Source organism: Rhizobium sp. BK313 (assembly GCF_014193655.1).
Classification (GTDB): Bacteria; Pseudomonadota; Alphaproteobacteria; order Rhizobiales; family Rhizobiaceae; genus Rhizobium.
This window is the reverse complement of sequence record NZ_JACHZQ010000006.1, coordinates 280,649-306,848: the sequence shown is the minus strand read 5'-3', so window position 1 is coordinate 306,848 and position 26,200 is coordinate 280,649. Positions and strand designations below refer to the sequence as shown.

The 26,200-nt window shown below is 58.4% G+C and carries 24 protein-coding genes and 4 pseudogenes; 6 read left to right on the top strand and 22 right to left on the bottom strand.

What is annotated here, in order from left to right; genetic code table 11:
- Positions 1-17: 17 nt before the first annotated feature.
- From FHT86_RS27775 to ugpC, 17 genes and pseudogenes are all read right to left on the bottom strand, one after another.
- On the bottom strand, positions 18-1,010 hold the full coding sequence (locus FHT86_RS27775; protein WP_133709988.1) for a dihydroxyacetone kinase subunit DhaK: 993 nt from the start codon (positions 1,008-1,010) through the stop codon (positions 18-20).
- 57 nt (positions 1,011-1,067) lie between these two features.
- A complete protein-coding gene (locus tag FHT86_RS27770) occupies positions 1,068-1,469 on the bottom strand; it encodes a hypothetical protein (protein WP_133709989.1) in 402 nt (133 codons plus the stop codon).
- Between the two features lies 1 nt (position 1,470).
- The gene (locus FHT86_RS27765; protein WP_133709990.1) at positions 1,471-3,051 is read right to left on the bottom strand and encodes a putative PEP-binding protein; all 1,581 of its coding nucleotides are present in this window, start codon (positions 3,049-3,051) and stop codon (positions 1,471-1,473) included.
- Entirely contained in the window at positions 3,035-3,379 is a 345-nt protein-coding gene (locus FHT86_RS27760) for an HPr family phosphocarrier protein (RefSeq protein WP_133709991.1), read from the bottom strand. Before FHT86_RS27760 ends, FHT86_RS27765 begins: the two co-directional genes overlap by 17 nt.
- Positions 3,379-3,777 carry a dihydroxyacetone kinase phosphoryl donor subunit DhaM gene (gene dhaM, locus FHT86_RS27755; RefSeq protein ID WP_133709992.1) on the bottom strand — a complete coding sequence of 133 codons (399 nt, stop codon included), beginning with the start codon at positions 3,775-3,777 and terminating at the stop codon, positions 3,379-3,381. The genes FHT86_RS27760 and dhaM overlap by 1 nt, the downstream gene beginning before the upstream one ends.
- Complete coding sequence (gene dhaL / locus FHT86_RS27750) at positions 3,774-4,388, bottom strand: dihydroxyacetone kinase subunit DhaL (protein WP_133709993.1); 615 nt, start codon at positions 4,386-4,388, stop codon at positions 3,774-3,776. Before dhaL ends, dhaM begins: the two co-directional genes overlap by 4 nt.
- 27 nt (positions 4,389-4,415) lie before the next feature.
- On the bottom strand, positions 4,416-6,053 hold the full coding sequence (locus FHT86_RS27745) for a dihydroxyacetone kinase subunit DhaK (protein ID WP_133709994.1): 1,638 nt from the start codon (positions 6,051-6,053) through the stop codon (positions 4,416-4,418).
- A 48-nt stretch (positions 6,054-6,101) separates the two neighbouring features.
- Positions 6,102-7,109, bottom strand: a complete 1,008-nt coding sequence (locus FHT86_RS27740; RefSeq protein ID WP_133709995.1) for an ABC transporter ATP-binding protein — start codon at positions 7,107-7,109, stop codon at positions 6,102-6,104.
- Positions 7,102-8,199, bottom strand: a complete 1,098-nt coding sequence (locus FHT86_RS27735) for an ABC transporter ATP-binding protein (RefSeq protein ID WP_133709996.1) — start codon at positions 8,197-8,199, stop codon at positions 7,102-7,104. The genes FHT86_RS27740 and FHT86_RS27735 overlap by 8 nt, the downstream gene beginning before the upstream one ends.
- A 3-nt stretch (positions 8,200-8,202) precedes the next feature.
- A complete protein-coding gene (locus tag FHT86_RS27730) occupies positions 8,203-8,415 on the bottom strand; it encodes a hypothetical protein (protein WP_016555186.1) in 213 nt (70 codons plus the stop codon).
- A complete protein-coding gene (locus FHT86_RS27725) occupies positions 8,412-9,365 on the bottom strand; it encodes a carbohydrate ABC transporter permease (protein WP_133709997.1) in 954 nt (317 codons plus the stop codon). The genes FHT86_RS27730 and FHT86_RS27725 overlap by 4 nt, the downstream gene beginning before the upstream one ends.
- Positions 9,362-10,330 (bottom strand): carbohydrate ABC transporter permease, encoded by a 969-nt coding sequence (locus FHT86_RS27720; RefSeq protein WP_183868939.1) that lies wholly within the window; start codon positions 10,328-10,330, stop codon positions 9,362-9,364. The genes FHT86_RS27725 and FHT86_RS27720 overlap by 4 nt, the downstream gene beginning before the upstream one ends.
- Positions 10,331-10,431: 101 nt before the next feature.
- Complete coding sequence (locus FHT86_RS27715; protein ID WP_133709999.1) at positions 10,432-11,757, bottom strand: ABC transporter substrate-binding protein; 1,326 nt, start codon at positions 11,755-11,757, stop codon at positions 10,432-10,434.
- A gap of 649 nt (positions 11,758-12,406) precedes the next feature.
- Positions 12,407-13,597 carry an MFS transporter gene (locus FHT86_RS27710; RefSeq protein ID WP_133710000.1) on the bottom strand — a complete coding sequence of 397 codons (1,191 nt, stop codon included), beginning with the start codon at positions 13,595-13,597 and terminating at the stop codon, positions 12,407-12,409.
- Between the two features lie 93 nt (positions 13,598-13,690).
- A pseudogene (locus FHT86_RS27705) lies at positions 13,691-13,807 on the bottom strand (inorganic phosphate transporter); the annotation flags it as partial.
- Positions 13,807-13,980: pseudogene (locus tag FHT86_RS27700) on the bottom strand (DUF47 family protein); the annotation flags it as partial. The pseudogenes FHT86_RS27705 and FHT86_RS27700, both read right to left, overlap by 1 nt.
- Positions 13,981-14,004: 24 nt before the next feature.
- Positions 14,005-14,187: pseudogene (ugpC, locus tag FHT86_RS27695) on the bottom strand (sn-glycerol-3-phosphate ABC transporter ATP-binding protein UgpC); the annotation flags it as partial.
- A gap of 611 nt (positions 14,188-14,798) precedes the next feature.
- Here ugpC and FHT86_RS38220 point away from each other — a divergent pair.
- Positions 14,799-15,503, top strand: coding sequence for a GGDEF domain-containing protein (locus FHT86_RS38220; protein WP_246779692.1), 705 nt, complete (start codon positions 14,799-14,801; stop codon positions 15,501-15,503).
- A 706-nt stretch (positions 15,504-16,209) separates the two neighbouring features.
- On the opposite strand, the gene FHT86_RS27685 is transcribed toward FHT86_RS38220, so the two are convergent.
- Genes FHT86_RS27685 through FHT86_RS27670 form a run of 4 tightly spaced genes read right to left on the bottom strand, consistent with a single transcriptional unit; the run spans position 16,210 to position 19,184 of the window.
- Positions 16,210-17,016 carry an ABC transporter ATP-binding protein gene (locus tag FHT86_RS27685; RefSeq protein ID WP_133710003.1) on the bottom strand — a complete coding sequence of 269 codons (807 nt, stop codon included), beginning with the start codon at positions 17,014-17,016 and terminating at the stop codon, positions 16,210-16,212.
- Between the two features lie 12 nt (positions 17,017-17,028).
- Positions 17,029-17,727 (bottom strand): ABC transporter permease, encoded by a 699-nt coding sequence (locus tag FHT86_RS27680; RefSeq protein ID WP_133710004.1) that lies wholly within the window; start codon positions 17,725-17,727, stop codon positions 17,029-17,031.
- Positions 17,727-18,452 (bottom strand): ABC transporter permease, encoded by a 726-nt coding sequence (locus FHT86_RS27675; protein WP_133710005.1) that lies wholly within the window; start codon positions 18,450-18,452, stop codon positions 17,727-17,729. Before FHT86_RS27675 ends, FHT86_RS27680 begins: the two co-directional genes overlap by 1 nt.
- A 33-nt stretch (positions 18,453-18,485) precedes the next feature.
- Positions 18,486-19,184, bottom strand: a complete 699-nt coding sequence (locus FHT86_RS27670; protein WP_133710006.1) for a GntR family transcriptional regulator — start codon at positions 19,182-19,184, stop codon at positions 18,486-18,488.
- A 182-nt stretch (positions 19,185-19,366) separates the two neighbouring features.
- Here FHT86_RS27670 and speB point away from each other — a divergent pair, with 182 nt between their 5' ends.
- The 5 genes from speB to FHT86_RS27645 all read left to right on the top strand — a co-directional run bounded on the left by speB (position 19,367) and on the right by FHT86_RS27645 (position 25,893).
- Positions 19,367-20,407 (top strand): agmatinase, encoded by a 1,041-nt coding sequence (gene speB, locus FHT86_RS27665; protein ID WP_133710007.1) that lies wholly within the window; start codon positions 19,367-19,369, stop codon positions 20,405-20,407.
- Between the two features lie 81 nt (positions 20,408-20,488).
- Positions 20,489-21,331 (top strand): transporter substrate-binding domain-containing protein, encoded by an 843-nt coding sequence (locus FHT86_RS27660; protein ID WP_133710008.1) that lies wholly within the window; start codon positions 20,489-20,491, stop codon positions 21,329-21,331.
- A 119-nt stretch (positions 21,332-21,450) separates the two neighbouring features.
- On the top strand, positions 21,451-22,833 hold the full coding sequence (locus FHT86_RS27655) for an aspartate aminotransferase family protein (protein WP_133710009.1): 1,383 nt from the start codon (positions 21,451-21,453) through the stop codon (positions 22,831-22,833).
- A gap of 17 nt (positions 22,834-22,850) precedes the next feature.
- Complete coding sequence (gene ggt / locus FHT86_RS27650; protein ID WP_133710010.1) at positions 22,851-24,443, top strand: gamma-glutamyltransferase; 1,593 nt, start codon at positions 22,851-22,853, stop codon at positions 24,441-24,443.
- Positions 24,444-24,459: 16 nt separating this feature from the next.
- Entirely contained in the window at positions 24,460-25,893 is a 1,434-nt protein-coding gene (locus tag FHT86_RS27645) for an NAD-dependent succinate-semialdehyde dehydrogenase (protein ID WP_133710011.1), read from the top strand.
- 92 nt (positions 25,894-25,985) lie between these two features.
- Here FHT86_RS27645 and FHT86_RS38215 read toward each other — a convergent pair.
- Positions 25,986-26,179 (bottom strand): annotated as a pseudogene (locus FHT86_RS38215) (arginase family protein); the annotation flags it as partial.
- Between the last annotated feature and the right edge of the window lie 21 nt (positions 26,180-26,200).

Sequence of the window (26,200 nt, the reverse complement as noted above, 5' to 3'; positions counted from 1 at the left end):
GGTAGTCGTGCCGAAACCTAGCACCCCCAGCGCAACGCAGCGGTTGCAACGGGTGAATCCCATAGGGAAAACTCCTCGTCGCTGAGGGAGGCGAGCGTGACGGAGAGGCCCTGCATGTCGAGCGACGTGGCATAAGTGCCGACAAGCGAGCGCTCGATCCGCAGGCCATGGTCGACCATGAACTCGTAAGCAGTGTTGTAGGCGAGATAGAGTTCGGCCGGTGGCGTACCGCCAAGCCCGTTGACGAAAAGCAACGCTTTGTCGGCGGCTCGGGCGATGTCGTTGAAGATCGTTTCGCTCAGATGCCTGACGATGGTGTCGGCGTTGGAGAAGGGCTCTCTCGAATGGCCCGGCTCCCCGTGAATGCCGACACCCATTTCCATTTCGCTTGGTCCGAGAACGAAAGTTGTGCGTTGCGTGTGCGGTACCGTCACGCCGGTCAGGGCAACGCCCATCGATCGGATGCGTGGAGCGAGACTGTCGCCGAGGCCTTTCAGTTCGGCGAGGGTCATGCCTCGTTCGGCCGCGGCGCCAAGGAGCCTCTCTATGATCAGAGTACCCGCGACTCCACGGCGGCCGCGACCATCGCCTGTCCTAGCCGTTTCGATGTCGTCGCTGACGATCACCGTTTCTATTTTGTGGCGGCTGGATGCCATCTCTGCCGCCATTTCGAAATTCATGACGTCGCCGTCATAGTTTTTCACCACCAGCACGCATCCGGCCCCGGTGTCCGCTTCCTCGATGGCGCTCGCGATCTGGCTCGGCGTGGGAGACGTGAAGATATGCCCGACGCAAGCCGCATCGAGCATGCCGCGGCCGACGAAGCCTATGTGCATTGGCTCATGACCCGCGCCGCCGCCGGATATGATCGCCACCTTGCCCGGAACCATGTGGCGACGGCGGATAAATTTGCGGTCGACGCCGAACACAACGAACTCCTCATGAGCGCGCACAAAGCCCTCGACGCTTTCGGCGACCATGGTTTCTGCTGTGTTGATGAACTTCTTCATCAAGCCCCTCCCAAGGCGATGATCGTCTCAGTCTTGTCGCACTAAGCGCAACGCCGTTCACTCCGAAATTGCGGCAATCTTCTGCACCAGATCGACGATTGCTTCCTCCAGCAGCCGGTTGCGTCGCTCGTCGCCGAAATCAGGGACCATCAGTGAAAGATGCCGCAGTTTTTCCGAGGCGCCAAGCTCAGGCAGTTTGCCGGGATGTGCATTCTGATAGGCCTCCAGAAAACGCTCCTGTTCGGCGGCGCTGACATGACAGACCCGGAAGATCGTCGCGAGATGCCGCGCAGGAAGAGGCGTCGCATAGGTCGGGCTTGTTATCTGCGTGACGAAGCTGCGATGCTTGCCCAGTTCCGTGGCCAGCCGCTGACGGGTTCCGGAAGGTCGGTTGTCGATGATCTGCGCCAGAATTGACTTGTAGGCGATAATGGCGTCTTCGGTTTCTTCGCGCGCCATCTTATTCTCCGGCTGCCTTTGTCCCACCGGCGTTCAAACCGACGATTGCCGATCTTATCGCGGGAAGTTGAGCGGGCGCCATGGAAAAATGCCGAATGCCGACGGCGAGCAGTTCGGCTGTCAGACGCGGATCGCCGGCCATGTCGCCGCAGATGCTGAGCGGTTTGCTACCGGCAAGTTTCACGGCATAAGCGAGCAGGCGCAGGACAGCCTGCGCGGCCTTCTCGCGGTGCGCGGCGAAATCGGCATCTTCACGGGTCGAGGCGACGAGATACTGCGTTAGGTCGTTGGTGCCGAATGAAAAGAAGTCCGCGCCTTCGAATTGCTCGAGCATGAGCGCGGCGGCTGGCACTTCCACCATCATGCCAATCGAAGGGAAGCGGTGCGGCACGTCCCGGCGCGCAAGCTCGGCCGCCTCTTCTCGAAAGATCTGCCGCATATCATCGACTTCCGATGGAAAAGTCACCATCGGCAGCATGACGCGCAGATTACCGAAAACGGCTGCACGCAACAACGCACGCACTTGAACGCGCGTGATCTCGGGACGGGCAAGAAGAAGGCGAATGCCGCGCAATTCGGGCGAAGTTGCGAGGCCGGAGAGCGGCTTGTCGCCGCCGACGTCCAGCATGCGGATCGTCACCGATCTGCCGTCCGCCCAGTCAAGGACGCGGCGGTAGATGGCGAGTTGCTTCTCTTCGTTTGCGGCATCCGCGAGTGACGTGACTGCGAATTCGGAACGCATCAATCCGATACCAGCCGCCGTCGTTGCTGCGATCCCGTCGATTTCGTCGGGGGCGTTGAGGTTGATAGACAACAGAATTTGCCTGCCATCCGCCGTCTGCAGCACCCCGTTGTCTTCAGCCGGTACTGTCGTTGATGCTGTAAGCTCGGGCCGGATTGGCGCTACGCCCTCCTTGTCCATCTGAAGGACGATCACGCCTGCATCTCCATCGACGCGTATGTGTTGGCCGCCAGTGGTGAGGAAACGTCCCGCGCCGATAACCATCGGGACCGAGCGTGATCTGGCAAGAAGGGCGACATGGCCCGCGGCACTGCCGGCATAGAGCGCGATGCCGCCGCCTGCAGACCAGTCATGCGCGAGGAAGCGGCTGGGCTCCATGTCCTTGCCGACATAGATGGACCCGGCTGGAAAGTCCTTAACCGGCGCTCCCGTCAGCGCCGCCAATACGCGATTTTTGATGTCCAGAATATCGACGGCCCGTGCCCGCAGCGGTTCTTCTTCTGCACTCTCCAGTTCACGGATGTATCCGTCGAGTGTCCCGACCCACGCGAATACGACATTCTCGTTAGCATCGATACGCGCGCCTGCCATTTCGGCGATCGTCGGATCCCGAAGTACTTCGAGCTGAAAATCGATGATGTCGCCGCCTTCTGCGTCCGTGCCCGTGGCAAGCTTCTGAAGCTCGTCGATAGCGGTTTCGATGGCCGCTGCCAACTCCGCGTACCCCGAAACGGCCGATTGTGACAAGGCAGCGGCCGTCGGCGGTTCCGCAATATAGGCCGGTCCGGATGCGACCCCCGGAGAGGCGCTCGTTGCGTTCAATCTAAGCGGTGCGGCCATGTTTCTTTTCTTCATCGAAGTTGCGCTCGATGAGGCCCTTCAACGCCCGGATGGCCTCTTCTGCGAGGATTCCGTCGGCGCGGATTTTCAGCATGGATCCCTTGCGGATCCTAGCACCCATGATCTTGATGATGCTCTTGCCATTCAGCCAGACGTCGCTGCCATTGACCGCGACTTCGATCGAGCAGGGAAACGACTTTGCCAGCCGCGTGAACGTTACCGAGGGGCGGGCGTGCAAGCCTACCCCGTGTTTCACTTCGACCTCCGTCTGGCACCTGGCATGCACTTGTTCGGCCTCCCGGTTTCCTATGTGCAACCCGCCGCTCATCAGGGTGACAGTTCCTCTGCTGTCGCGACAACCTTTGCCAGCGACGCCCCGCCGGAGGCCTCGGCAGCGGCGATGACCGCGCCTTCCACCACCGGAGCATTGCAGATCGAGATGAGCTTTGCGCGCGGCAAACCGAGCATTTCGATGGCCATTTCGCTGTTCGTTTCGGCCCCGCCAAGGTCGACGAACACGGCGACTCCTGCCTCTGACCAGGCCGCTTCGATGGCCGTGAGGATACCGCCGGCATCCGTGCCGAGTTCTCCTTGACTATTGCCACCTGACCAGGCGAGTGGCACGCTGTCGCCCACCATCTGCCGCACCATGTCGGCCGTGCCTCGCGCGACCAGCGGCGAGTGTGAGACGATCACAATCCCGACGTTTGGGGTCTTCACACTCATGCCGGGCGGTGCTCCTCAAGGTAACGGCAGATAGCAATTGTCAGGAGAGCGCAGCTCGATGCGCCGGGATCAACGTGGCCGATCGAACGTTCTCCAAGGTAGGCTGCCCGGCCGCGCATGGCCTTCATGGCGGCGGTAAACGTGGCGGAAAGCTCGGCCCGACGCACGATATCGGTCAACGGCGAACGGTGCGCAAGCGCATCTTGCACAGGGTACAGCACGTCGAGCAGGGTCTTATCTCCAGGGTGCGAACGCCCGCGACGGGCAACGGCATCAATGGCCTGTTTTAACGCCGCGGAAAAGTCCTGTCCCTCGTCCGATTTGCGAAGCTCGCGTCCCATCTCCATTAGCAGCGTTCCGTAGAGTGGGCCCGCCGCACCGCCTATGCTCATCACCAGTGTCAGGCCGATCCTTTCCAGCGCGTCAGGCAGGGGAAGGCTTGAGACCGTTGCTTCTTCGGCGCTAACCGCTTCACAGCCGCGCTGCATATTGGTTCCATGATCGCCGTCACCGATTGCGCGATCCAGTTCGCAGAGATGATCGCTGTTTGCCGCAATCGTCGCACGGCAAACTTCAATCAATCCCGCAAGAAGAACTGGTTCCGCCTGCACGTGTTGCCCTCCCAAGAGCAGCGCCAGCTATGTCAGCGATGCTGCAACTCCGAATACGTGTGCCACAGCCACCGCGCCCGGATCCGGCACTCCCTCCAGATCCCTCTCTCCAACGTAAGAGGCGCGGCCGGCCTTTGCTGTTCGCATTGCCTTCGTCGATTCGGCGCCGGCAGCCGCAGCCTTTGCCGCAGCCACGACGTCACCTGACACCAAGGCAGAGAGCGCTGGTGCCAGTGCGTCGACCATCGTGCGATCGCCGACGCCGGCCCCACCATAAAACGTCATCCGATCGAGCCCCGCAAGCAGAGCGACAGCTAAATCAGCCTTATCCGCCATGGCCTTGGATGCGGCGGTAAAGAAGATCGAGAGCAGCACGCCGCTCGAACCGCCCATGCTCGTGCTCAGGATCTCGCCGACCGAGGCCATGGTGGCGGCAGGATCCTTCAGCGGCAGCATGTCGATGCGGGCAAGAATACTGCGCGCTCCTGTCGCGACGGTGGAACCCGTATCGCCGTCGCCGACGCGGCCATCCAGGCGATTCAGCTCGGCCTCGAGGGTAACCAGATGCTCGCAAAGCGCCGTCAATAGGCGACGATTCCGACTGTCGTCGCTGGCCGGCGTCGATGCTTGCCGCGCGGATACTCGCGGTGCAGGAACAATGGCGATCTCGTGCCGTTCGGTGGCCGGCGGCCAGGCATGCGGCTGGACCGCAGCCTTCAATGCGACTTCGCGAGTAACATCCAGCCGGATCAGCGACAGTGAGAAGCCGTTCATGTTAAGTGCGGTCATCATCGGTCCCGGCCCGATGATCAGTCGAACACGGTCGGAAAGAGGTGAGGACAGCACCGCATGGGCGATAACGCCCATCTCGAGCGGTGGCACCGCGCCAAGGTTGTTGATCAGCAGGGCATAGTCTTCTTCCTCGTCAATCTTGGCGGCCAACCGGTTCGTCATGGTGGCCACCAGATCGGCAACGGGCTGTAGCATAATGCGTTCGACCCCTGGCTCGCCGTGGATGCCAAGACCGAGCTCGCCTTCGTCGGGGCCAAGCCGATCTTCATGCGCCTGACCGGGCACGCTGCAGGTCGAAAGCGACATGCCGAGCGAAACGATGTCGTGTGCTGCGGTCGCCGCCTCGGCTGCAACCTTGTCGAGGTCAGCGCCAGCTTCGGCGTGATAGCCGGCAATCTTGTGCACGAACAGCGTACCGGCAACGCCACGCGGCTGGTTGATGCCAGGGATTGCGATGTCGTCGGCGACAATCACCATCTCGACGTCGAACCCTTCGGCACGCGCCTTCTCGGCGGCTAGGCCGAAGTTCAGACGGTCGCCCGTATAGTTCTTGACGACCAGGAGAGCGCCCTTGGGACCGGTTACGGCACGGATGGCAGTCAGCACCGCATCGACGCTGGGCGAGGCAAAGATCTCGCCGGATACCGCCGCGGTGAGCATGCCCTTGCCGACGAAGCCGGCATGCGATGGCTCGTGACCGGCCCCGCCGCCGGAGATGATTGCGACCTTCGACTTATCCCAGTCCGCGCGCAGGATCACCTTGATCTCGGGGAAGGTATCCAGACGGGCAAGTCGACCGGCGCTGCTTGTCAGGAGCAGGCCGTCCAGAGCTTCGGTGACGATGGTTTCTCGGCGATTGAAGAAATGTTTCATGGAGTGAGACCTGTCTTTTCGTGCCAGTGCGTTTGTTCGTTCCGTTGCTTATCCGAGGCGTTGGCCGCTGGCGTCGAAATAGAGCGGATCGCGCAGCGTCAGGCTGATTCGATCACCTGGCCGGATCGCGAAATATGGATCGGCAAGCGTGACGAGTTTATGGTCATGCACCTGGATGTGCAGGTGGTTCTGATCTCCCAGGTGCTCGATCCAGTCGACTTTGGCATTGGCGTTCGCGTCGACGATGATATCGAGATGCTCTGTTCGCGCGCCGATCGTCTTAGTGCCTGGGGGCGGATTGGCGCCAGGAAGAAGGTCGGCGGGCAATAGGTTGATGTGCGGCTGGCCAAGACGGGCCGCGACATGAAGGCTGGCCGGATTGCCATAGATTTCGCGGGGCGTTCCGACTTGCAACAGCCTTCCTCCCGCAACAATACCGATCCGATCCGCCATCGTCATGGCTTCGACCTGGTCGTGGGTTACATAAAGCAACGTCGAGCCGAGTTCCTTCTGAATCCGCTTGAGTTCCAGGCGTAGTTCCGCACGTAGCTTTGCATCGAGCGACGAGAGTGGCTCGTCCATAAGATAGATGGCCGGACGGCGCACCAGCGCCCGCCCAATCGCAACGCGCTGCATTTCGCCACCCGACAGTCGCGTCGAACGGTTCTCCAGCTTATGGTCGATCCTGACCATGCGCGCAATTTCCCGCACCCGCCGGTCGATTTCTTCGCTGCTGAGCTTGCGCACTGGCGCTCGTAGCGGGAAGGCCAGGTTGTCGTAGACCGTCATATGCGGATACAGCGAATATTGCTGGAAGACGAATGCGACGTCCCTGTCGGCCGGAGCTTCGCCTGCGACGTTGCGACCGCCTATCTCGATGCGGCCGCTGTCCGGGCGCTCCAGGCCGGCAATGAGGCGCAGCGTCGTTGTCTTCCCGGCGCCCGTTGGCCCAAGCAGCACGACGAACTCACCGTCACGGATTGAGAGGTCCAAATCAGCAAGAGCCTGTGTATCGCCAAAACGCTTGTTGAGGCCTTTGAGAGCGACGTCAGCCATGCGGTGCCTCCGAATAAAGTGCCGAAGCAATGGCGCGGCCCGACTGGCAATCGAACAGCGCGAGCTTGGCCGGGTTGAACTCAAGACCAACCGTCTCGCCGATACGAAAGTTGCGATTTGCCGGGACGCGTGCCTTGATGACGCCGCTCGACGTCTCGATTGCCACAACCTGATTGGTCCCGAGATATTCGCTACCGTAGACCGCTCCGCGCAAGGGAGAGGCATCGCTGAAACGAATATGTTCGGGCCTGACCCCAAGCGCCAGTTCGGCTTCGGCCAAGTCCTGGTGCACCTCGGGAATGCTGATATCGACGCCTTGAAGCGATATCGACCGCGCCCCCATCTGAAGGCCTGAGGTGAAGCGCATGAAATTCATCGGCGGTGAGCCGATGAAATCCGCGACATACATGGTGGCCGGCTTGCTGTAGATTTCCTGCGGCGTGCCGAATTGTTCGATGACACCATGGTTCATGACCGCGATCTTGTCGGCCATCGCCATGGCCTCGTGTTGATCATGCGTCACGTAAACCGTCGTCGCATGGATGCGGTTGTGCAGTTCGCGCAGTTCGTGGACCATGACTTCGCGGAATTCAGCGTCGAGCGTGCCGAGGGGTTCGTCCATCAGGAAGCACTTCGGACGGCGCACGATCGCCCGGCCGAGAGCCACGCGCTGGCGGTCGCCGCCGGCAAGTCCGGAAACGGATCGGTTGAGAATATGATCGATCTGCAGCAGCCGTGCAGTTTCCTCGACGCGCTGGCGGATTTCGGTCTTCGGCATGCCTTGGGAGAGCAGGGGAAAGCCGATGTTCTTGCGCACGTTCATATGCGGATAGAGCGCAAAAAGCTGGAACACGAAGGCTATGTCCCGGGCACTCGCCCGATTGAAAGTGACGTCTTCGCCGTCAAGATGGATCTTGCCGCTGGTCGGAAGTTCAAGTCCGGCAATCATACGAAGCGTCGTCGTCTTGCCGCAGCCAGACGGTCCGAGCAGTGCCAGGAATTCGCCGTCATGAATGCGGAAGGTCGAATCCTGCACGGCGACGAAGCTGCCGAATTGCTTGCGGAGATTTTCGATTCTGATGTCCGCCATGGCTCACTCCGGGAACTTCGAGACGATGATGAACATGGCCGTGCCTGCGAGCAGCGTTACCAGCGAATAGGTATAGAGTACCAGCAGGAACGGCTGGAAGAGCATGAGAAAACCGATCGCAATCAGTGTGGTTGCGATGTTTTCCATCGGACCGCGGCGCAGGAAGAAAGGGCGCTTAGGGCGGGAAGGGCGCGGTGTTTCGATGAGATGCGTCATTTGCGGACCGCTCCGAAGGTAATGCCACGCAACAGCTGCTTGCGCAGGAGAATGGTGAAGACGAGGATCGGGATGAGGAAGATCGTCGTTCCCGCCGCGACTGCCGGCCAGTCCTGCCCGCCTTCGCCAATGATGGTCGGAATAAAGGGTGGCGCCGTCTGAGCTTCGCCCGATGTCAGCAAGGCCGCGAAGGCATACTCGTTCCAGGCGAAAATCAGGCAGAAGATCGCGGTGGCGGCGATGCCCGTGGTTGCCTGCGGCAGGACAACTTTCCAGAAAGCCTGCAGCCGGGTATAGCCGTCGATCATCGCGGCTTCCTCGTATTCCCGCGGGATCTCGTCGATGAAGCCCTTAAGCAGCCAGACTGCAAGCGAAACGTTGACAGCCGTGTAGAGCAAAATCATGCCAAGCGCCGTATCGGAGAGGCCAAGCTCGCGGTACATGAGATAGATCGGGATGGCGACGGCGATCGGCGGCATCATGCGCGTCGACAGGATGAAGAACAGCAGGTCGTCGGCAAGCGGCACCCTAAAGCGGGAGAAGCCATAGGCGGCGAGCGTTCCCAGAAAGACCGCCAGAAACGTCGAACCGAAGGCGATCACCAGCGAGTTGGCGAAACGCGGCAGGAAGTTCGAGGGGCCGGCGATCACCATGTTTCGCTTGCGTGTCACCTCGTCACAGGTGCCGCTCGGCACGGGCAGGGAGGCGATGTATTCCGGCGTCTGGCGCGTCCTGGTCGTCAGAAGGTTGCAATAGCCTTCGAGCGTCGGCGTAAAAACGATCTTGGGGGGATAGCTGATGGAATCCGGCGGTGACTTGATGCTGGTCAGGAAAATCCAGACGAGCGGGATCAGGGTAATCAAGGCGTAGAGGATCACGATAGCGCCGGCGATGCGTTTGCTGGTCGGGCTCGGCTCTACGACCGAATGGGCTGAGGTGACGGAGCTCATCGTTGTTTCACCCTGTTGAGTGCCTTGACGTAGATGTTGGCGAGGCCGAACACGGCCACGAAGAGGACAATGGCGAAGGCAGAGGCCCGACCTGTTGCCCAGCTCTCGAAGGCCGCACGCTTCAGCGTGATGGAGGCGACTTCGGTGGTCGAGCCCGGGCCACCGCCGGTCAAGAGCGTGACCATGTCAAACATCTTGAAGTTTTCGATGCCGCGGAAAAGCACAGCGAGCATGATGAAGGGGAGGGCCATTGGCACGGTGATCGACCAGAACTGACGCCATGCGGAGGCGCGATCGACCTCGGCGGCCTCGTAAATATAGTCCGGAATAGAGCGCAGACCTGCAAGGCATATCAGCATCACATACGGGGTCCACATCCAGGTATCGACGATGATGATCGCCCAGGGCGCCAGCGAGACACTGCCGAGCATCTGAATCTCGGCTGTCGGTATGCCCGTGACGAGAGAGACGGCGTAGGCGAAGAGGCCGATCTGTGGCTCGTAGAGGAAGCGCCAGAAGTTGCCGACAACGGCCGGCGATAGCATCATCGGGATCAGGATCAGCGTTGTCCAGAACGCGTGGCCGCGAAACTTGCGGTCGATGAGATAGGCGAGCGTGAAACCAATCACCGTCTGCAGCAGGATCGTCCAGAAGACGAAGTGCGCCGTCGTCTGCATCGCCTGCCAGATGTCGGGGTCGGTCAGGACACGCTGGTAATTGTTCAATCCGACGTTCAGGACCGGCGCATTTGGACGATTGGCGCGATAGTTCGTAAACGAGAGATAGATGGCCCAGATGAGCGGGAAGATGTTGATGGCGAGAAGAAGGATGATGGTGGGGGCGATGAACACCCAGGCGATCGCTCGATCGGACAGGCCGCGGACGCGGTGAGCGACCGATGTTGGCGTCGCCCTTGCGGTCACGTCTGCTGCCTTCTCGACCACGGATGAAGAGGAAATGTTCAAGATGTCACCTGGTCTTTGCGTATGTGAGACATCAGGCGGCCCGGCACTCTTGGCGATCCGGGCCGCCATTCTGGCAAAAATGTTGCGCGTCGAGGTGGACACTAGATCTTGCCGTCGTCCTTAAAGACTTCCGACCAGTCCTTCACCAGGCCATCAAGCGCTTCCTGAGCGGTGCCGTTGCCGGCCACGACATAGTTATGCACGCGCTTCTGCATATCCTGGAGGAGGGTTGCGTAGCTCGGCTCGGCCCAGAAATCCTTGACGATTGCCATGGAGTCCAAGAACGCCTGGGCATAGGGCTGGCTGGAGGCAAAGTCCGGCGCGTTCACGACCGATTTCAGGCAGGAGTAGCCGCCAAGTTTCCACCATTTGGCCTGGACTTCAGGCTGGGCGAACCACTTGATGTACTGCAGAGCGGCATCCTTCTTGTCGGAATAGGAGACGACTGAGATGCCCTGTCCGCCGAGCTGAGCGAAATGCTTCTTTTCAGCAGGATTGGGGAAGAAGCCGATCTTGTCGCCGCCGACCTTCTCGTCCTTGTAAAGGCCTGGCCAAGTGAAGGCGAAGTTCATCTGCATTGCGACCTGGCCGGATTTGAAGGCATCGGCGGATTCGACCATGTAGACATTGGAGCTGCCGGGTGGGGTGCAGCAATCATAAAGAGCCTTGTAGAATTCGAGGCCCTTGACCGCATCCGGCGAGTTGACGAAGCCTTCCATTTCATAGGGCTTGTCCGGGTTGTCGTACTGGAAACCCCAGTCGTACAACACGTTCGTCACGCCCATGGTAATGCCCTCGGAGCCGCGCTCGGTGTAGATCGAAGCGCCATAAACGGTCTTGCCGTCGATTTCACGCTTTTGGAAGAATTCGGCAATCTGCTTCAGCTCGTCGTAGGTCTTTGGGGCGGCGAGATCCCGGCCATACTTCTCCTTGAATTCCTTCTTCAGTTCCGGCCTTTCGAACCAGTCCTTTCGATAAGTCCAGCCGACCACGTCGCCCATGGCGGGCAACGCCCAGTAGTTCGGCGTATTCTTCGGCCATTCCGAGTAGCCGACCACCGTCGCCGGCACGAAGTCATCCATCTTGATGCCTTCCTTGTCGAAGAAGTCGTTGAGCTTGACGTAGTGGCCGTTTTCCGCCGATCCGCCGATCCACTGGCTGTCACCTATGATCAGGTCGCAGAGTTTTCCGTGGGAGTTTAATTCATTGAGGAAGCGGTCCGCGTAGCTGGTCCAGGGCACGAACTCGAATTTCATTTCGGTGCCGGTCTTGGCGGTGAAATCCTTCGAGAGTTCGACAAGCGCGTTCGCCGGGTCCCAAGCCGCCCAGCAGAGTGTCAGTTGGTCGGCTTTTGCGAGATTGGGCAGCGCTGACGACATGATGAATGCCGAGGCCAGCCCGATAAGGGCTTTCGATTTCGTTTGCATACGTTCCTCCCAGAACCAAAGGCCGGCTCCCTGCCGACGTGCAAAGTTCACCAATTTCAGAGAATGCCTACATGAACTCGTCAATCCTCATGTTTAGCAATATGTTTAGTGATAGATATTTTTATAAACATTGCAAGTGACAATCGTTGTTGCGCTGCACATGAGCACAGGGCGTACCGCAGCGCTCTTCTTCGGCCGGATCCCAATTATCGTTGCCGGAGGCGCCTCGCTGCCGCTCTGATTGCTTCCGGCCAAGGAGGAATATGTGACAAGGGCTCTGGCCGAGGAGAACGATCGGCTCGAGCGCCTCGATGGCCGCACGACGAAGCTGCAGGACATTTCGGTGGTGGTAGAACAAACACTAGGCAAGAGCGAGGCTGGCCGATCAACCGACCTGCTGCTGTTCCAAAATCCTGCTTCTCGCTACAAAACTGGAACGTGCGCTGGCCAGTTCCATAAGGCGCCCAGCCCAATCCACGCCCCATAAATCATTGTTTTTCCGCGGCATTTAATTAGCGAGTTTCCGGTTCGATTCCGTTCAGGGCGACCAAGTACACATTGTCGCCCAGGTGGCTTCCGAAAAATCAAATTCCGCCAGACGCCTTGTCGCCGCTTCCGACAGCTGTTCGCGACGGCCTCTATCGATCGCCTAGCCGCTTGCTGCCTGATCGGCTCTGTTCTCGATCCCAGCTCTGCTTTCGACCTCACGCGTCTTCAACGCTTTCGTCAAACACAGGGCTGCAATAATAATCGGCAGGCATACTAGATATGAGAACCTGATACCGGCATGTTCGGCCACAAAGCCGAGCAGAGGCGGTGCCAGAAAGAACACGACGAAGGACATTTGCCCGAGCGCTGCGACATTCAGATGGGCCGGGCGATCGGTCCGCTGCGCCGCTGCGGAAACGGCCAGAGGGTAAACCGCGCTGCAGCCGCCGCCCATCAGCGCAAAACCGACCAGCGCGACATAAGGGTGTGGCGCAAGCCAGACGGAACAGAGACCTGCCACCGAGAGAACAAGTAGAAAGGTTGCAACGGCGCGCGCACCAAACCGGTCGACGAGTGGATCGACAAACAGCCGTGCCACCGCCATGAAGAAGGTAAACAACGTCAGCCCAAGTCCGCCGATGAAGGGCTCAACTGCAAAGACGTCGCGCATGTAGATCGCTGACCAGTCGATGCCCGCACCCTCTACTAGAAAAGCTGCAATGCCGATCACGCAGAGAGGTAGAAGCCCCAGAGTCGGCAGCGCCATGCTCGGAGCATCCGTATGCCCGAGCCCGGCGCGGGCCGGCGCGCTCTTCATGCCTGAAATGAAAATCGTGCCGACGATCAGAACGAAGGCGAAGGTCAGCGCAAGATGGAGCTGCATGGGAACGCCCGCCTGGCGAACGCCCGAGGAAGCGAGAGCGGTCAAAAAGAATCCGAGGCTCCAGAACCCATGTGCCCGGTTCATGACGCCCCGGCCAAGTTGAGCTTCGATGCGGTCGATCTCGACATTGAGATTGATCTCCAGCGCCCCGGCCAGCAGACCTTCACACAACAGAATGAAGAAAACCAATGGCGCGAAGCCGGCCCAGGGGACGGTCGCCAGCAGAGCGGATGTGCCAAGCACCGTCAGGAATGCCGTCCTGCGCGCGCCAAACCGTGCAATGAGCGGGGACGCAAAGGTCAGGGAAATCAGTGCACCGATTGCCGCGCCGATCAGCGTCAGGCCAAGCTCGGATTTGTTGATGTCTAGGGCCACCTGAAGATCAGGCAATCGAGATAGCAGGGCTCCCATCGACGTGGCGAAGAGAAAGAAGCAGGCATAGATCCGGTGCTGCGGTTGGATATGCATTCAATAGCTCCGGGATGTGGTCGGTTTCGGAGTTCGCCCCTCATCGTAAGGGCGGCGAACGGAACAATTTCGAGCGGCATTCCCGGGATATATTGTGATGGCAATAACCGCAACCGTATTGGCGGCATCGTGCAGCCCGTTCAGAAAGTCAAAGAACAATGCCACTGCAATGAGACCCGCCAGCAGCGGAAGGGCGAGGGTGGCCCCCATCAGACGTTCTCGATCATGATGCCGCTTATTTCATTGGCAACATCCTCGAAACGGTCGACGACATTCTCCAACTCGCCGTAGATCTCGCTGCCGATGATGTAGGCCATCGGGTTCGTCCCGCCATGTCGACGGAAGAGATCTTTGAGTCCCTGGTCATGAAGTTCATCGACCCTTGATGAGCCGCTATAAGATTCAGATCACCCGCGCCGATCTTTCCCGTTTCCGTCGCTGTCAAAGAAATGCAGGCTCTCGGCGGACGCCATAATGACAAGCTCGGTATCGATGGCAATTCGGGAGCGACCGGAGACACGAAAGACGATGGCCTGGCCATCCCGAAGGGTGGCGTAGACATAACTCTCCGCGCCCACCAGTTCCACCGCCTGGCTTATGTCGTTCGAGTTCGCGCGTAGGAATTCATTCAAAAGTAGTTCTTGGCAATTATACGCGTCGGCGTCCTGGGTTGGTTCTTGGTTTGACGATGGATCTTGCTACAATTCTTCTTCTCCACAAATCCTCTTTTATCGTGGGCGCGATCTGCTTCTCCTATATCAGGTGGCGCTCCCAAGAGTTGGGCCTCGATCTGCTTGCGGTCGGTTTCGGTCTTCTCGCCTTTGCATCGACGCTTGCCGGTATGGGAGAGCAGGGCGTACTGCCGTTTGCGGTCTGGACGCTCGGGAGCTTTTTCATCGGCGTCACAGGATACGCGTTGATGGGGATGGGGTTGGTCCGGTTAAGTGGCCGGCGGCGAAAAGCTTCAGATTGGCTTCTGGTAGCGATCGCTCTGATGGTGTCGGGCGCCGTCGGCGGCATGCATTGGTATGCAGACAATCGTACGCGCGCTGCGTTGTTCAATGCGAACACCGCTGTCTTCCTTGGCGTCTCCTGTGCTGTCATCTTGAGAGGTTTTTTGCTTGACCGATTGCCCGCGAGATTGGGCTTGCTTGCGTCACTTGCAGCGGCGACGGGCTTTTCGATATTGGTGACAATCGGAATGATCGTTCCGCAATATGGTCCGATCGAACCGCGCTATGCTTTTTTCATGCTGATCATTTGCCATTTCTCAGTCGCGCTTTTCGTGGTTGTCCTCGTTCAGGAGCGAGCCGAAGCTCAACTCAAGCGTCTGGCCGATACTGACGCCTTGACGGGAGTGCCAAACCGCCAGCATTTTCTCGCGTCGCTTCCAAACCAGCTCCAGGCCGGGGACGCCTTTATCATGATCGACATTGACCACTTCAAAAGCGTCAATGACCGCTTCGGCCATGAGACAGGTGACGTCGTACTTGTCGGCGTGGCAAGAGCCATCGCCACGGCGGCTGGACGCAACGTGCTGGGCCGTCTTGGCGGGGAGGAGTTTGCGCTGTTCCTGCGCGGCCAGACAGAAGGCTCCGCCTTTGGCATCGCCGATCAAATCCGCACAGCGGTAAATGCCTTGGTGTTCGCCTCTGCCTCCGAGACGATAACGCCGAGTGTCAGCGCGGGGATTGCTATTTGGAGAGGCGATTGCAATGCACAGAGCCTGCGCGATCAGGCAGATCAGGCGCTTTACGCTGCAAAGCGGACCGGGCGCAATAGAGTTGAGCTATACCTCAAATCGATAAGCGCGGACGAAAAATGCTCTTCAAGCGTGGCCGCAGCAAGTGGGATCCACGGTTCTAGCGGCCCCCAGCATGCCTGCGCTGGCGAGCGCGCCGCTTAACTGGAGAAGGCCACCCCTACCTTGGCCGCTGCAACAAACTCTGAAGAACGGTGAACCGGTCCTCCAAAGGGGCGATCGATCCTGCGAGTCGTTAGACGCGCCTTGGGCGGGGTCGATCAGGCTTTTTTCCACCTGTTTTGTGGAATGGAACCAACCCCGGTTCTTTGCCGTTGTAAGTCAGGGAGTCCACCATGAGCAGCGCCCATCGGGCGCGAACTCCGAGGAGACGTACATGGATCTCACCACACTTCTCATCATAGTTGTAGTACTTCTGTTGCTAGGCGGCGGCGGCTGGTACGGCCGGGGACGCTGGTATTAAACGACGGTCTACCGCTAACTGAGTGCGGCGGGTCGCGCTTTCGTTATCATTCGCTCGCCCAGCTGGCCTACCCGTAAGGCGCTCGAACTCAGTCAAGTCAGGCGCCCAACGCGGATGGGCAATCAGATTCGGTCGTGGGGTATCTGATCTCGCGGCCGCGCCCCTCCGTTTAGATCGTCGTTGGGCAATCAGATAAATAATGAGATCGGCCCTTTGAATGCGCTGATCAAGAACGCTGGATACGCATCGACGGTTGAATCGCTGCTGGCTTTAAGGCTGGCTTAATCTGCACGTGGACATTCAAATCCTCGCCCAGATCGTCGGCTCCTGCATGTTGAAATCCCATCGTACAAACTGTTGCCTATCGAGCGCTGCGCTCGTTCCGGCCTAACGTCGTTCATTGGCAAGAAACTGGCGAAATCTTTCAGATTTCGGATGCCTGAAAAGCTCATCAGGCTCACCCGTTTCTTCGACAACACCTCTGTGAAGAAATAGCACTTTATTTGAAACGTCTCGCGCGAACGCCATCTCATGGGTCACTACCAGCATGGTCCGACCTTCTTCAGCAAGGGAGCGCATCACCTTGAGCACTTCGCCAACAAGTTCGGGATCAAGCGCAGAAGTTGGCTCATCAAACAGCATCACCCTGGGCCGCTGCGCGAGCGCGCGAGCGATAGCAGCCCGTTGTTGCTGCCCCCCGGAGAGGTGCGCGGGATAAAAGTTTCGCTTGTCGGCGATACCGACCCGTTCGAGCAGAGCTTCGGCCTCCGCAATGCATTCCGCTCGGTTGCGTTTTTGCACGTGCACCGGCGCTTCGATCACGTTCTCCAGGATGGTCATATGCGACCAAAGATTGAAGCTCTGAAACACCATACCGATATGTTCGCGCAATCGATCGACTTGCCTGCGGTCAGCGGGCTCGGTTCTATACCCCGCCTTCTTCAGACCATACATCTCTCCGCCGATACGAATTTCTCCACTGTCGGGGACTTCGAGCATATTGAGACATCTGAGCATCGTCGATTTGCCGGAGCCGGATGAACCGAGAATGGAAATGACATCCCCCTCGTGTGCTTCAAACGAAACGCCCTTCAAGACTTCCAATGGACCAAAGCATTTCCGAAGATCTTTGACCGAAACGGCTGCGATTTTATTGTCATTTTCGCTAGCCAAAACTGTTCCCCTGCCAGACATGCACACTCCCGTTTAAGATTGCAGCCGCATGCGCATGTGAGGCGAAAGCCAAAATTCGACCACCATGAGCATCCGCGTGACGACGAAGTTGATCGCAAGATAGATCGCCCCTGCGACGATGAAGATCTCAAAAGCGCGAAAGCTGTCGGCGATCAACTTCCCAGCCAGGCCGGTGACTTCCATGATCGTGATGACAGACGCGAGTGCTGTCGCCTTGACCATTAAGATGATCTCATTGCCATAGGCAGGTAGCGCGTGCCTGATAGCAATCGGAAGGATGATCCGTCTGAACAAAAGAACACCCGACATGCCGCAAGCGCGTGCCGCCTCAATCTGCTGGATAGAGACCGCCTGCAGGCCGCCACGGAATATTTCGCTGCAGTAAGCGGCAGTGTTCAGAGTGAGCGCGAGCACCGCGCACCAATAGGGTTCACGAAAGAACCACCAGACGCCAAGGTCCTGCAGCCCATGCCGAAACTGGCCGAGGCCGTAGTAGATCAGAAACATTTGGACGAGGAGGGGCGAACCTCTAAAAACGAAGACATAAGCACGCGTAATGGTTCGGCCGATTTCACCGCCCGTCACTGCAATAAGCGCGATAGCAAGCGCCAAGACGCTTCCGGCCAAGATCGACGTGACTGCAAGCTCAAGGGTCAGTGGCAAACCGGACAGAAGCGTGAGAAATGTGTCCCACATAAAGCCAATATCCATCACAACGCTCCCTTTATGCCCTGGGTCGTTCGCGTTTCCATTCGTCTGAACAAAATTGAGGAGAACCAGGTTACGATGAGATAGAGGACGACCGCCGTCAGGTAGAATTCAAACGGACGGCGCGTGGATCCGGCTGCAATTTGCGATTGGCGGAGCAGTTCAACGAGGCCCGTCACGGAGATCAATGCCGATTCCTTCAGCACAAGTTGCCAGGTGTTTCCGAGACCCGGAATGGCATAGCGAAGCACGAGTGGCGCGACGATGCGCCTGAACTTAGGCCATGGCCGCATACCGACAGCGCTGGCGGCTTCGATTTCGCCACGAGCAACCGATCTGTAGGCGCCGCGAAAGACCTCAGCTTGATAAGCCGCCGAAACCACCCCAAGCGCCAGCGTCCCAGTCAAAAATGCGGGCATTCCGATGAAACCGTGGTAGCCGAACAGGGAACCGATAGATCCAAGGAACGCGCTTCCTCCGAAATAGAAAAGATAGATGACGAGAAGGTCCGGTACGCCGCGCAGAATCGTCGTGTAACAGTCCGCCAGCCCGCGAAAGACCATGTGCCGGGACAACTGCATGAAGGTGATCATGGTGCCGATGACCGTTCCAGCCAGGAAGCCGCAGACTGAGACGCCGATTGTCATGGCCGCTGCGGTCAGAAGGAGCGAACCCCAACCCGTCTGTCCAAAGCCGACGAGCGCCAGGTAACTATCGATAAGTTCCATGCGTGGACCTCTTTGTGAACGATCAGGTTTGCGTCAGTCGGCTGCTCGCCGATGCGCCCAAATGCGCTGGAGCTTCGACATATTCTTGAGCGAGCTTTGAACGTGTGCACGGGCTGCATTCGCAGCCGCCTGCCGGTCGCGTGCACAGATGGCGTCCGCGATTGCCCGATGCTCGTCGAGATCCGTGTGTTCAAGATCAACCCAAAGGACTTCGAGCCACAATGCCAGACGGAGCTGCTGATAGACTTGGTCGGTCACTCTCACGAGCGCTTCGTTTCGGGTCGATTCCGCGATGACGCGATGGATGTATAGTCCAAGGTCGAGGTTGCGGGCTGCGTCCGAAGGCGTCTCGTTGGTCGTCTCCTTGAGCTCCACCATCTGGGCGATCACACCCCGCAGCCGATCGAGGTCTTCCTCGGTCGCCATCTCGCAGGCGAGCTCGGCCGCGCAAACGTCGAGCGCCTCGCGAACAACCAGCAAATTGCAGAACTTGGTGACATCAAGATCGGTCACCGTGTAGCCAAAATTCCGCTGCCCTACGATAAGCCCTTCTTCCTCAAGCTTCATCAGCGCTTCACGCAACGGCGTTCGGCTTACGCCGAAACGCTTGGCGAGTGTAATTTCTGAAAGGCGCTCCGAGGGGCGAAGTTGGCCACTGAGGATCAGGTCCTTCAATTGCGAATATGTGCTCTCACGCAATGAGCCTCGCTGTTCCGTTTTGGTCGATACCAATCAATTCCCCTTCCATATCTTCGCCCATCCACCGGGCCCGGCGAGCGTCACCATACCTTTTTCCCTCTTGCCCGATCAACAAGAATACGATTATGTATACAATGTTGGCTACAACAAGCAATAACTCTTCGTCCGCTTTTTGAACGCGGCTTGAAATTAGGTTCAGAACACAGGGAGGCCCAATGCCGGAGGTTCTAAGTCTGGACGAACTGCGAAAGCGCTTTTCGAACGCTTCAGGGGGTGAGGTGTTCGATCCGGAGTTTCGCAAGGTTGCCGAACTGGTCTTCGGCGAGGGAGATAGTCGTCAGGCACCCTACTGCGGTGTTCCAACATTGCTGAAGGCCCCATATCGTCCCGACGCATCCCCCAATTTTATGGACATTGCGCTTTTCGGAATTCCGATGGATCTCGGGGTTACGAACCGATCGGGTGCGCGGTTCGGGCCGAGAGCCGTACGCAACGTCGATCGCGTTGGTCCTTACGATCATGTCTTGCGAGCCGTCCCGACTGCCTATGCACGTGTTGCTGACGTGGGCGATGTTCCGTTCAAAAGCCGCTTTGATCTTGCGGCATCCCATGAAGATATCGAACGATTTGTCGATGGGTTAGTTGAGGCGGGCGTTGTCCCCCTGGCAGTCGGCGGCGACCACTCGATCAGCCTTCCAATTCTCAAGGCCGTTGGCAAGGATCAGCCCGTCGGGATGATCCACATCGACGCACATTGCGACACGGGTGGTTCATTTGAGGGGTGCAAATTCCATCATGGCGGACCGTTCCGCCAAGCGGTTCTAGACGGTGTGCTTGATCCCAGGCGGACAATCCAGATCGGAATTCGAGGGAATTCCGAGTATCTGTGGGAATTCTCGTATGCGTCCGGCATGACCGTCATTCATGCGGAAGAAGTTGGCGACCTCGGCATAAAGGACGTGATCACAAAAGCAAGAGAAGTCGTCGGATCGGGCCCGACCTACGTCAGTTTCGACGTCGATTCTCTTGATCCCGCATTTGCGCCTGGCACGGGGACGCCGGAGGTCGGTGGGCTGACCTCCGCCCAAGCACTTGGAATTCTGCGAGGTCTTGCAGGTTTGAACATCGTCGGCGGCGACGTCGTCGAGATCGCTCCGCAATACGATCCAACTTCGAACACGGCGCAAATCGCGGCGCAGGTTTTATTCGAGCTCCTCTGCCTAGCGGCCGAGGCAATCAAGGTTCGCGCGCCCTAGCAAACGGGCTGGACGTCGCGGAGTCTGCAACAGCCTTGCCTTGGGAAAAGGGCAGGGCGCACCAAAAAGGGGAATGCAAAAATGCAAGTATCGAAACTTTTGTTGACGTCCGCTCTGCTTGGCGTCATGGGGGCTGGCGCTGCCGCCGCGCAGACAAAACCAACTGAGATTACCATTGCGACCGAGGGTGCATACGAGCCCTGGAATTTTACCGGTCCTGACGGCAAGCTCGCCGGGTTCGAGATCGATCTCGCCAACGACCTTTGCGCTCGCATGAAGGTCAAATGCACCATCGTGGCCCAGGACTGGGATGGGCTAATTCCATCGCTCAATGCGAAGAAGTTCGACGCCATCATGGCCTCGATGATCGTTACGGATAAGCGTCTTGCCGTCATCTCGTTCAGCAAGCCCTATGCTCCGACTGCGGCCGCCTTCATGGTCGATAAAACCGGTCCTCTCGCAGATCTGCCGGGTAAGGGGACGACGATCGACCTCGCCGGAGACAAGGCGAAGGTCGATCAGGAATTGCAGCCGCTTAGAGACGCCCTAAAGGGCAAGGCCGTGGGCGCCCAGGTATCGACGGCAAACGCAGCGTTTCTCGATACCTATTTCAAGGGCGTTGTCGATCCAAGAGAATACAAGACCGTCGAGCAGCATAATCTGGACCTCCAGGCCGGTCGTATCGACGCTGTCGTTGCCCAGAAAACGTCATTGACTGCAACGCTCGGCAAGGACGACTTCAAAGACTACACGATCGCGGGCCCGACCTTCAAAGGCGGGGTCTTTGGTCAGGGTATCGCGGCAGGTCTTCGCAAGGACGATACAGTCTTGAAGTCGATGTTCGATGCGGCGATCGACGCGGCGGAATCGGACGGCACGATCAACAAGCTTGCACAGAAGTGGATAAAGACAACTCTTGATTAAGCGGTAAAGCCCCTATTCCCACAGCAATCGGCAGCCGGTGCACCGAGACGTCCACCGGCTGACCGGCGGAGCTTTGCCAGCGTCGCAATTGAAACAAACCTATTATTTGGAGAACCACTGTGACCATCCTTCTCAACTCCCTTGAATCCCGCGACGCCGCGTTCGTTCTTCATCCCTATACCAACGCCTCGCAACATTTGAAGGACGGCCCGCTGGTGATGACCAGGGGTGAGGGGATCCACATCTTCGACAACGAAGGCAATAAATACATCGAAGGGCTTGGAGGACTGTTTTGCGCGTCGCTTGGCTTTAGCGAACAACGTCTGGTAGATGCCGCAACCCGCCAAATGAAGGAGTTGCCGTTCTATCACAGCTTCGGCGGCAAATCGCATGAGACCGCGATCGAGCTTGCCGACCGCCTCATCCAGCTTTCACCGGTCCCGATGTCGAAGGTGTTCTTTGCCAGTTCGGGTTCCGAGGCCAACGACACGGCCATGAAACTTGTCTGGTATTATCACAACGCGATCGGCATGCCGGAAAAGAAGAAAATCATCTCGCGTATGCGCGCCTATCATGGTGTGACCATCGCATCGGCAAGCCTGACGGGCCTTCCTAATAATCATCGTGACTTCGATCTGCCGATTGACCGCGTGCTGCATACGGATTGCCCGGAATATTATCGCTACGGTCGGCCGGGCGAAACAGAGGAAGAGTTCGCGACGCGCTGTGCCGATTCGCTTGAGCAGATGATCCTCGCCGAGGGACCGGAAACCATCGCTGCATTTTTCGCTGAGCCGCTGATGGCATCTGGGGGCTGTATCGTTCCACCGCCAACCTATTACGAGAAGATCCAGGCAATCCTCAAAAAATACGACGTGCTGCTGATCGCCGATGAAGTCATCTGCGGCTTTGGCAGGCTCGGCACGATGTTCGGGTCCGAAAGCTTCGGGCTTCAGCCGGATATGATCGTCATGGCCAAACAACTTTCGGCGGCCTATCAGCCGATATCCGCACTGATGATCAATGAAAAGGTCCATTCCGCAGTCGTTGCCGAAAGCGAGAAAATCGGAACATTCGGACATGGTTTCACCTATGGCGGCCATCCTGTTGCGACCGCCGTCGCCTTGGAAACTCTAAAAATCTACGAGGAACGCGACATTGTTGGGCACGTCCGCAACATCGCCCCGGTGTTCCAGCGGCGGTTGAACGAACTTGGCGACCACCCGCTCGTGGGCAACGCCCGCGGTCGCGGCCTCATCGGGACCCTCGAACTGGTTCGCAACAAGGAAACGAAAGAGCCGTTCAAGCCAACGGACGGCATTGCCATTCACGCAGGCAAACAGGCCCAGGTCCATGGTGTCATCACGCGCGCCCTTGGCGACAACTACTCACTTTGCCCGCCGCTTATCATCACCGAAACACAGATCAACGAATTGTTCGACCGCTCCACCCGAGCGTTAGACGACACCTACAGGTGGGCCAGGGCGACCGGCCTCTATTGAGTGAAGGAAGCGATGCTATGCGAAACTTCGAAATGCCCGGAAGATCGGTAGCTGTCGGCCGCAATGGGATGGCAGCGACATCACACCCAATGGCGACCTTGACGGCGATCGAGATTCTCAAAGCCGGCGGCAAGGCGATCGATGCTGCGGTGGGCGCCTGTGCCGTGCAATGCGTGGTCGAGGCTGGATCAACCGGCATAGGCGGCGATTGCTTTGCGCTGCTTGCAGCAAATGGAAATGATAATGTCGTTGCCTATAATGGCTCGGGACGCACGCCGGCGGCGGCGCATTTCGACTGGTTCAGGGAAAACGGCGTTGCTTCGATCGAGCGATCGTCGCCGCATGCAGTGACGATTCCTGGTGCGGTGGAGGCATGGACGCGTCTCGTTGCCGATCATGGAAGGATGTCGCTGGCGGAAATCCTTGCTCCAGCAATAGCACTTGCGCGCGACGGCTATGGAATCACGCCACGGGTTGCCGTCGACATCTCCAAGCAACGTGATTTGCTGCTGCGGGATCCTTCGACGCGCCGTATTTTCTTGATCAACGATCAGGTCCCGTCCGTCGGATCGGTGCAACGTCAGCCGGAGCTGGCACAAACACTGGAAGCGATAGGGGTTTTAGGCCGTGACGGCTTTTATCGCGGTCCAGTGGCCGACGACATGGTGACACGGCTAAATTCGCTCGGCGGCCTTCATACACTTGAAGATTTTGCGTCTGCCGCTGGCGAATATGTGAAGCCTGTCAGCGCGACGTATCGAGGATGGACAGTGCATGAATGCCCGCCAAACGGACAGGGTATCGTCGCTTTGATGATCTTGAAGATCTTGGAGCGTTTTGAACGCAAAGGCGATCCGCTCGGCGTCGACAATCTGCACATTGAAGTTGAGGCCACCCGCCTGGCTTATGCCGCCCGTGATCGGTGGGTAGCCGACACGGCAGTATCAGATGTTCCGGTCGAGTTCCTTTTGTCCGACAAACTGGCCGACGATCTTGCCGCTAGGATCGATATCAATAAGGCGGCCGAGGTCAACGCAATTGTCGAAAGCGTGGAGCACTCGGACACTGTTTATATCTCGGTTGTCGACAAGGAGCGAAATGTCGCGAGCTTCATCAACTCGATCTTTCATCCCTACGGAAGCGGGTTGATGGCCCCAAACTCCGGCGTCCTGTTCCACAATCGCGGCCAAAGCTTCGTCGTGAAGGAAGGTCATCCGAATGCTATCGGCCCGCGCAAGAGGCCGATGCACACGATCATCCCAGGGCTTGTAACTCGCGCTGGAAAATCGGTGCTTTCGTTCGGTGTCATGGGAGGCCACTACCAAGCGATGGGCCACGCTCACTTCCTCTCGAAGCTTTTCGACTTTGATCTGGATATCCAAAGCGCAATCGATCTGCCCCGCCTCTTCCCGCTTCCGGGCACGGCCACAGTCGAGATGGAGGAGCGGCTTCGCGCATCGATCGGCCATGATCTAGAAGCTCGCGGTTTCACAGTTGTCGCGCCGAATTGGGCGATCGGCGGTGCGCAGGCGATCTGGATCGATGACCAAAATAATACTCTGTTAGGTGCTTCCGATCATCGAAAAGACGGTTGTGCACTCGGCTTCTAGGGAAATGGAGAGTGACATGTCGGGATATCCGGATACGCAACTTCACATCAACGGTCGTTGGAAGGATGGCTCGAATGAGCACCTATCCATCCTCAATCCCGCTTCGGGCGAGGTCATCGGCCACGTTTCAAACGCCAGCAATAGTGATCTCGACGAAGCGCTCGCGGCCGCCGCCGCCGGGTTTGAACAATGGCGGCGCGTCAGTGCGTTCGAGCGGGCAAAGCTTATGCGCCAAGCCGCCGAGATCCTGCGCGGCCGCTCTGCAGCGATCGCTAGAATAATGACGCTGGAGCAGGGTAAGCCGCTTGCTGAATCCAAGGCGGAAACAGCAGGAGCGGCGGACACCATTGACTGGTTTGCCGAAGAGGCACGCCGTGCCTATGGTCGTCTAATCCCACCAAGGTCGATCAACATCAGACAAATGGTTGTCAGGGAGCCGGTCGGCACGGTGGCGGCCTTCAGTCCTTGGAATTTTCCCCTGAACCAGGCTGTCCGCAAAGTGTCAGCGGCCCTTGCGGCCGGTTGTTCCATCATTTTGAAGGGACCGGAGGAAACGCCGGCAAGCTGCGCTGAACTCGTTCGCGCCTTTGCTGACGCAGGCCTGCCGGCGGGCGTCCTCAATCTCGTTTTCGGAATTCCAGCCGATATTTCAAACTACCTCATCCCACATCCAATCATTCGCAAAATCTCCTTCACGGGATCGACGGCTGTCGGGAAACAGCTCGCCTCGCTGGCCGGCGCCCACATGAAGCGCGTTACGATGGAGCTCGGTGGCCATGCGCCAGCTCTGGTTTTCGATGATGCCGATATCGATCTTGCGGTCAGACTATTGGCCGGTGCGAAGTTTCGAAATGCCGGCCAGGTCTGCGTGGCTCCGACGCGTTTCCTTATCCAGGAGCGCGTCTTTGATAAATTCCTCGATGGCTTCGTAAAGGCAGCTGAGGCAATCAATGTCGGCGATGGATTGAGAGACGGCGTAACCATGGGGCCGCTTGCCAACTCGCGAAGGGTCGAAGCCATGGAGTCGCTGACAGCCGACGCAGTGATGCGCGGCGCGAAGATCGCAACCGGAGGCAAGAGGATTGGCAATCTCGGCAACTTCTTCCAGCCGACAGTTCTTACGGACGTTCCACAAGATGCGCGCGTGCTGAACGAAGAACCGTTCGGTCCCATGGCGATTGTGAGGGCATTTTCGGACTATGATTCTGCCATTGCGGAAGCCAACCGCCTGCCATATGGGCTAGCGGCATATGCCTACACGACCTCTGCAAAGACGAGCGCCGCGCTTGCTCGAGATATCGAAAGTGGAATGCTATCGATCAATCATCACGGACTAGCGCTGCCGGAACTCCCGTTCGGCGGTATCAAAGATTCCGGGTACGGTTCGGAAGGCGGTATTGAGGCCATGGAGAACTTTGTTAATACGAAGCTTGTGACCGAGGCAATTTAAACCCGGCGACCTTACAGGCATACCCATCAGGACGCGGTGGACTTTTGCCTGGGCTGTGCAAAGGACCCGTCGCCTCAATGCATAAAGGGCCCGCCGAGGCCGGCGATCAGGTCAATCAGTTGCCTGTAGTTGAGACCACCGGGCGTCCGTGCCACGACGCCCGGCGTCTTGTTGCTGCGATCGATGCTGTCACAGTCGAGAGTGACGACGCGTCGCGCTCGCTCTGGAATATGCCGGAGAGCGGCTTTGCACCTTAAGCGTGAATTTCGCGGGCGGTTACGAAGCGGCAGAGGCGAGGGATCCTAAA

Bases quoted from the DNA above. Each gene is read 5' to 3' on its own strand.
- dhaM (WP_133709992.1), bottom strand. From the start codon at position 3,777: ATGAGTGTGAAGACCCCAAACGTCGGGATTGTGATCGTCTCACACTCG.
- FHT86_RS38220 (WP_246779692.1), top strand. From the start codon at position 14,799: ATGATCGTTCCGCAATATGGTCCGATCGAACCGCGCTATGCTTTTTTC.
- FHT86_RS27740 (WP_133709995.1), bottom strand. From the start codon at position 7,109: ATGGCTGACGTCGCTCTCAAAGGCCTCAACAAGCGTTTTGGCGATACA.
- FHT86_RS27735 (WP_133709996.1), bottom strand. From the start codon at position 8,199: ATGGCGGACATCAGAATCGAAAATCTCCGCAAGCAATTCGGCAGCTTC.
- FHT86_RS27765 (WP_133709990.1), bottom strand. From the start codon at position 3,051: ATGGCCGCACCGCTTAGATTGAACGCAACGAGCGCCTCTCCGGGGGTC.
- speB (WP_133710007.1), top strand. From the start codon at position 19,367: ATGCCGGAGGTTCTAAGTCTGGACGAACTGCGAAAGCGCTTTTCGAAC.
- FHT86_RS27730 (WP_016555186.1), bottom strand. From the start codon at position 8,415: ATGACGCATCTCATCGAAACACCGCGCCCTTCCCGCCCTAAGCGCCCT.
- FHT86_RS27745 (WP_133709994.1), bottom strand. From the start codon at position 6,053: ATGAAACATTTCTTCAATCGCCGAGAAACCATCGTCACCGAAGCTCTG.
- FHT86_RS27645 (WP_133710011.1), top strand. From the start codon at position 24,460: ATGTCGGGATATCCGGATACGCAACTTCACATCAACGGTCGTTGGAAG.
- FHT86_RS27675 (WP_133710005.1), bottom strand. From the start codon at position 18,452: ATGGAACTTATCGATAGTTACCTGGCGCTCGTCGGCTTTGGACAGACG.
- FHT86_RS27660 (WP_133710008.1), top strand. From the start codon at position 20,489: ATGCAAGTATCGAAACTTTTGTTGACGTCCGCTCTGCTTGGCGTCATG.
- FHT86_RS27685 (WP_133710003.1), bottom strand. From the start codon at position 17,016: ATGTCTGGCAGGGGAACAGTTTTGGCTAGCGAAAATGACAATAAAATC.
- FHT86_RS27760 (WP_133709991.1), bottom strand. From the start codon at position 3,379: ATGAGCGGCGGGTTGCACATAGGAAACCGGGAGGCCGAACAAGTGCAT.
- ggt (WP_133710010.1), top strand. From the start codon at position 22,851: ATGCGAAACTTCGAAATGCCCGGAAGATCGGTAGCTGTCGGCCGCAAT.
- FHT86_RS27680 (WP_133710004.1), bottom strand. From the start codon at position 17,727: ATGGATATTGGCTTTATGTGGGACACATTTCTCACGCTTCTGTCCGGT.
- FHT86_RS27775 (WP_133709988.1), bottom strand. From the start codon at position 1,010: ATGAAGAAGTTCATCAACACAGCAGAAACCATGGTCGCCGAAAGCGTC.
- FHT86_RS27725 (WP_133709997.1), bottom strand. From the start codon at position 9,365: ATGAGCTCCGTCACCTCAGCCCATTCGGTCGTAGAGCCGAGCCCGACC.
- FHT86_RS27770 (WP_133709989.1), bottom strand. From the start codon at position 1,469: ATGGCGCGCGAAGAAACCGAAGACGCCATTATCGCCTACAAGTCAATT.
- FHT86_RS27710 (WP_133710000.1), bottom strand. From the start codon at position 13,597: ATGCATATCCAACCGCAGCACCGGATCTATGCCTGCTTCTTTCTCTTC.
- FHT86_RS27715 (WP_133709999.1), bottom strand. From the start codon at position 11,757: ATGCAAACGAAATCGAAAGCCCTTATCGGGCTGGCCTCGGCATTCATC.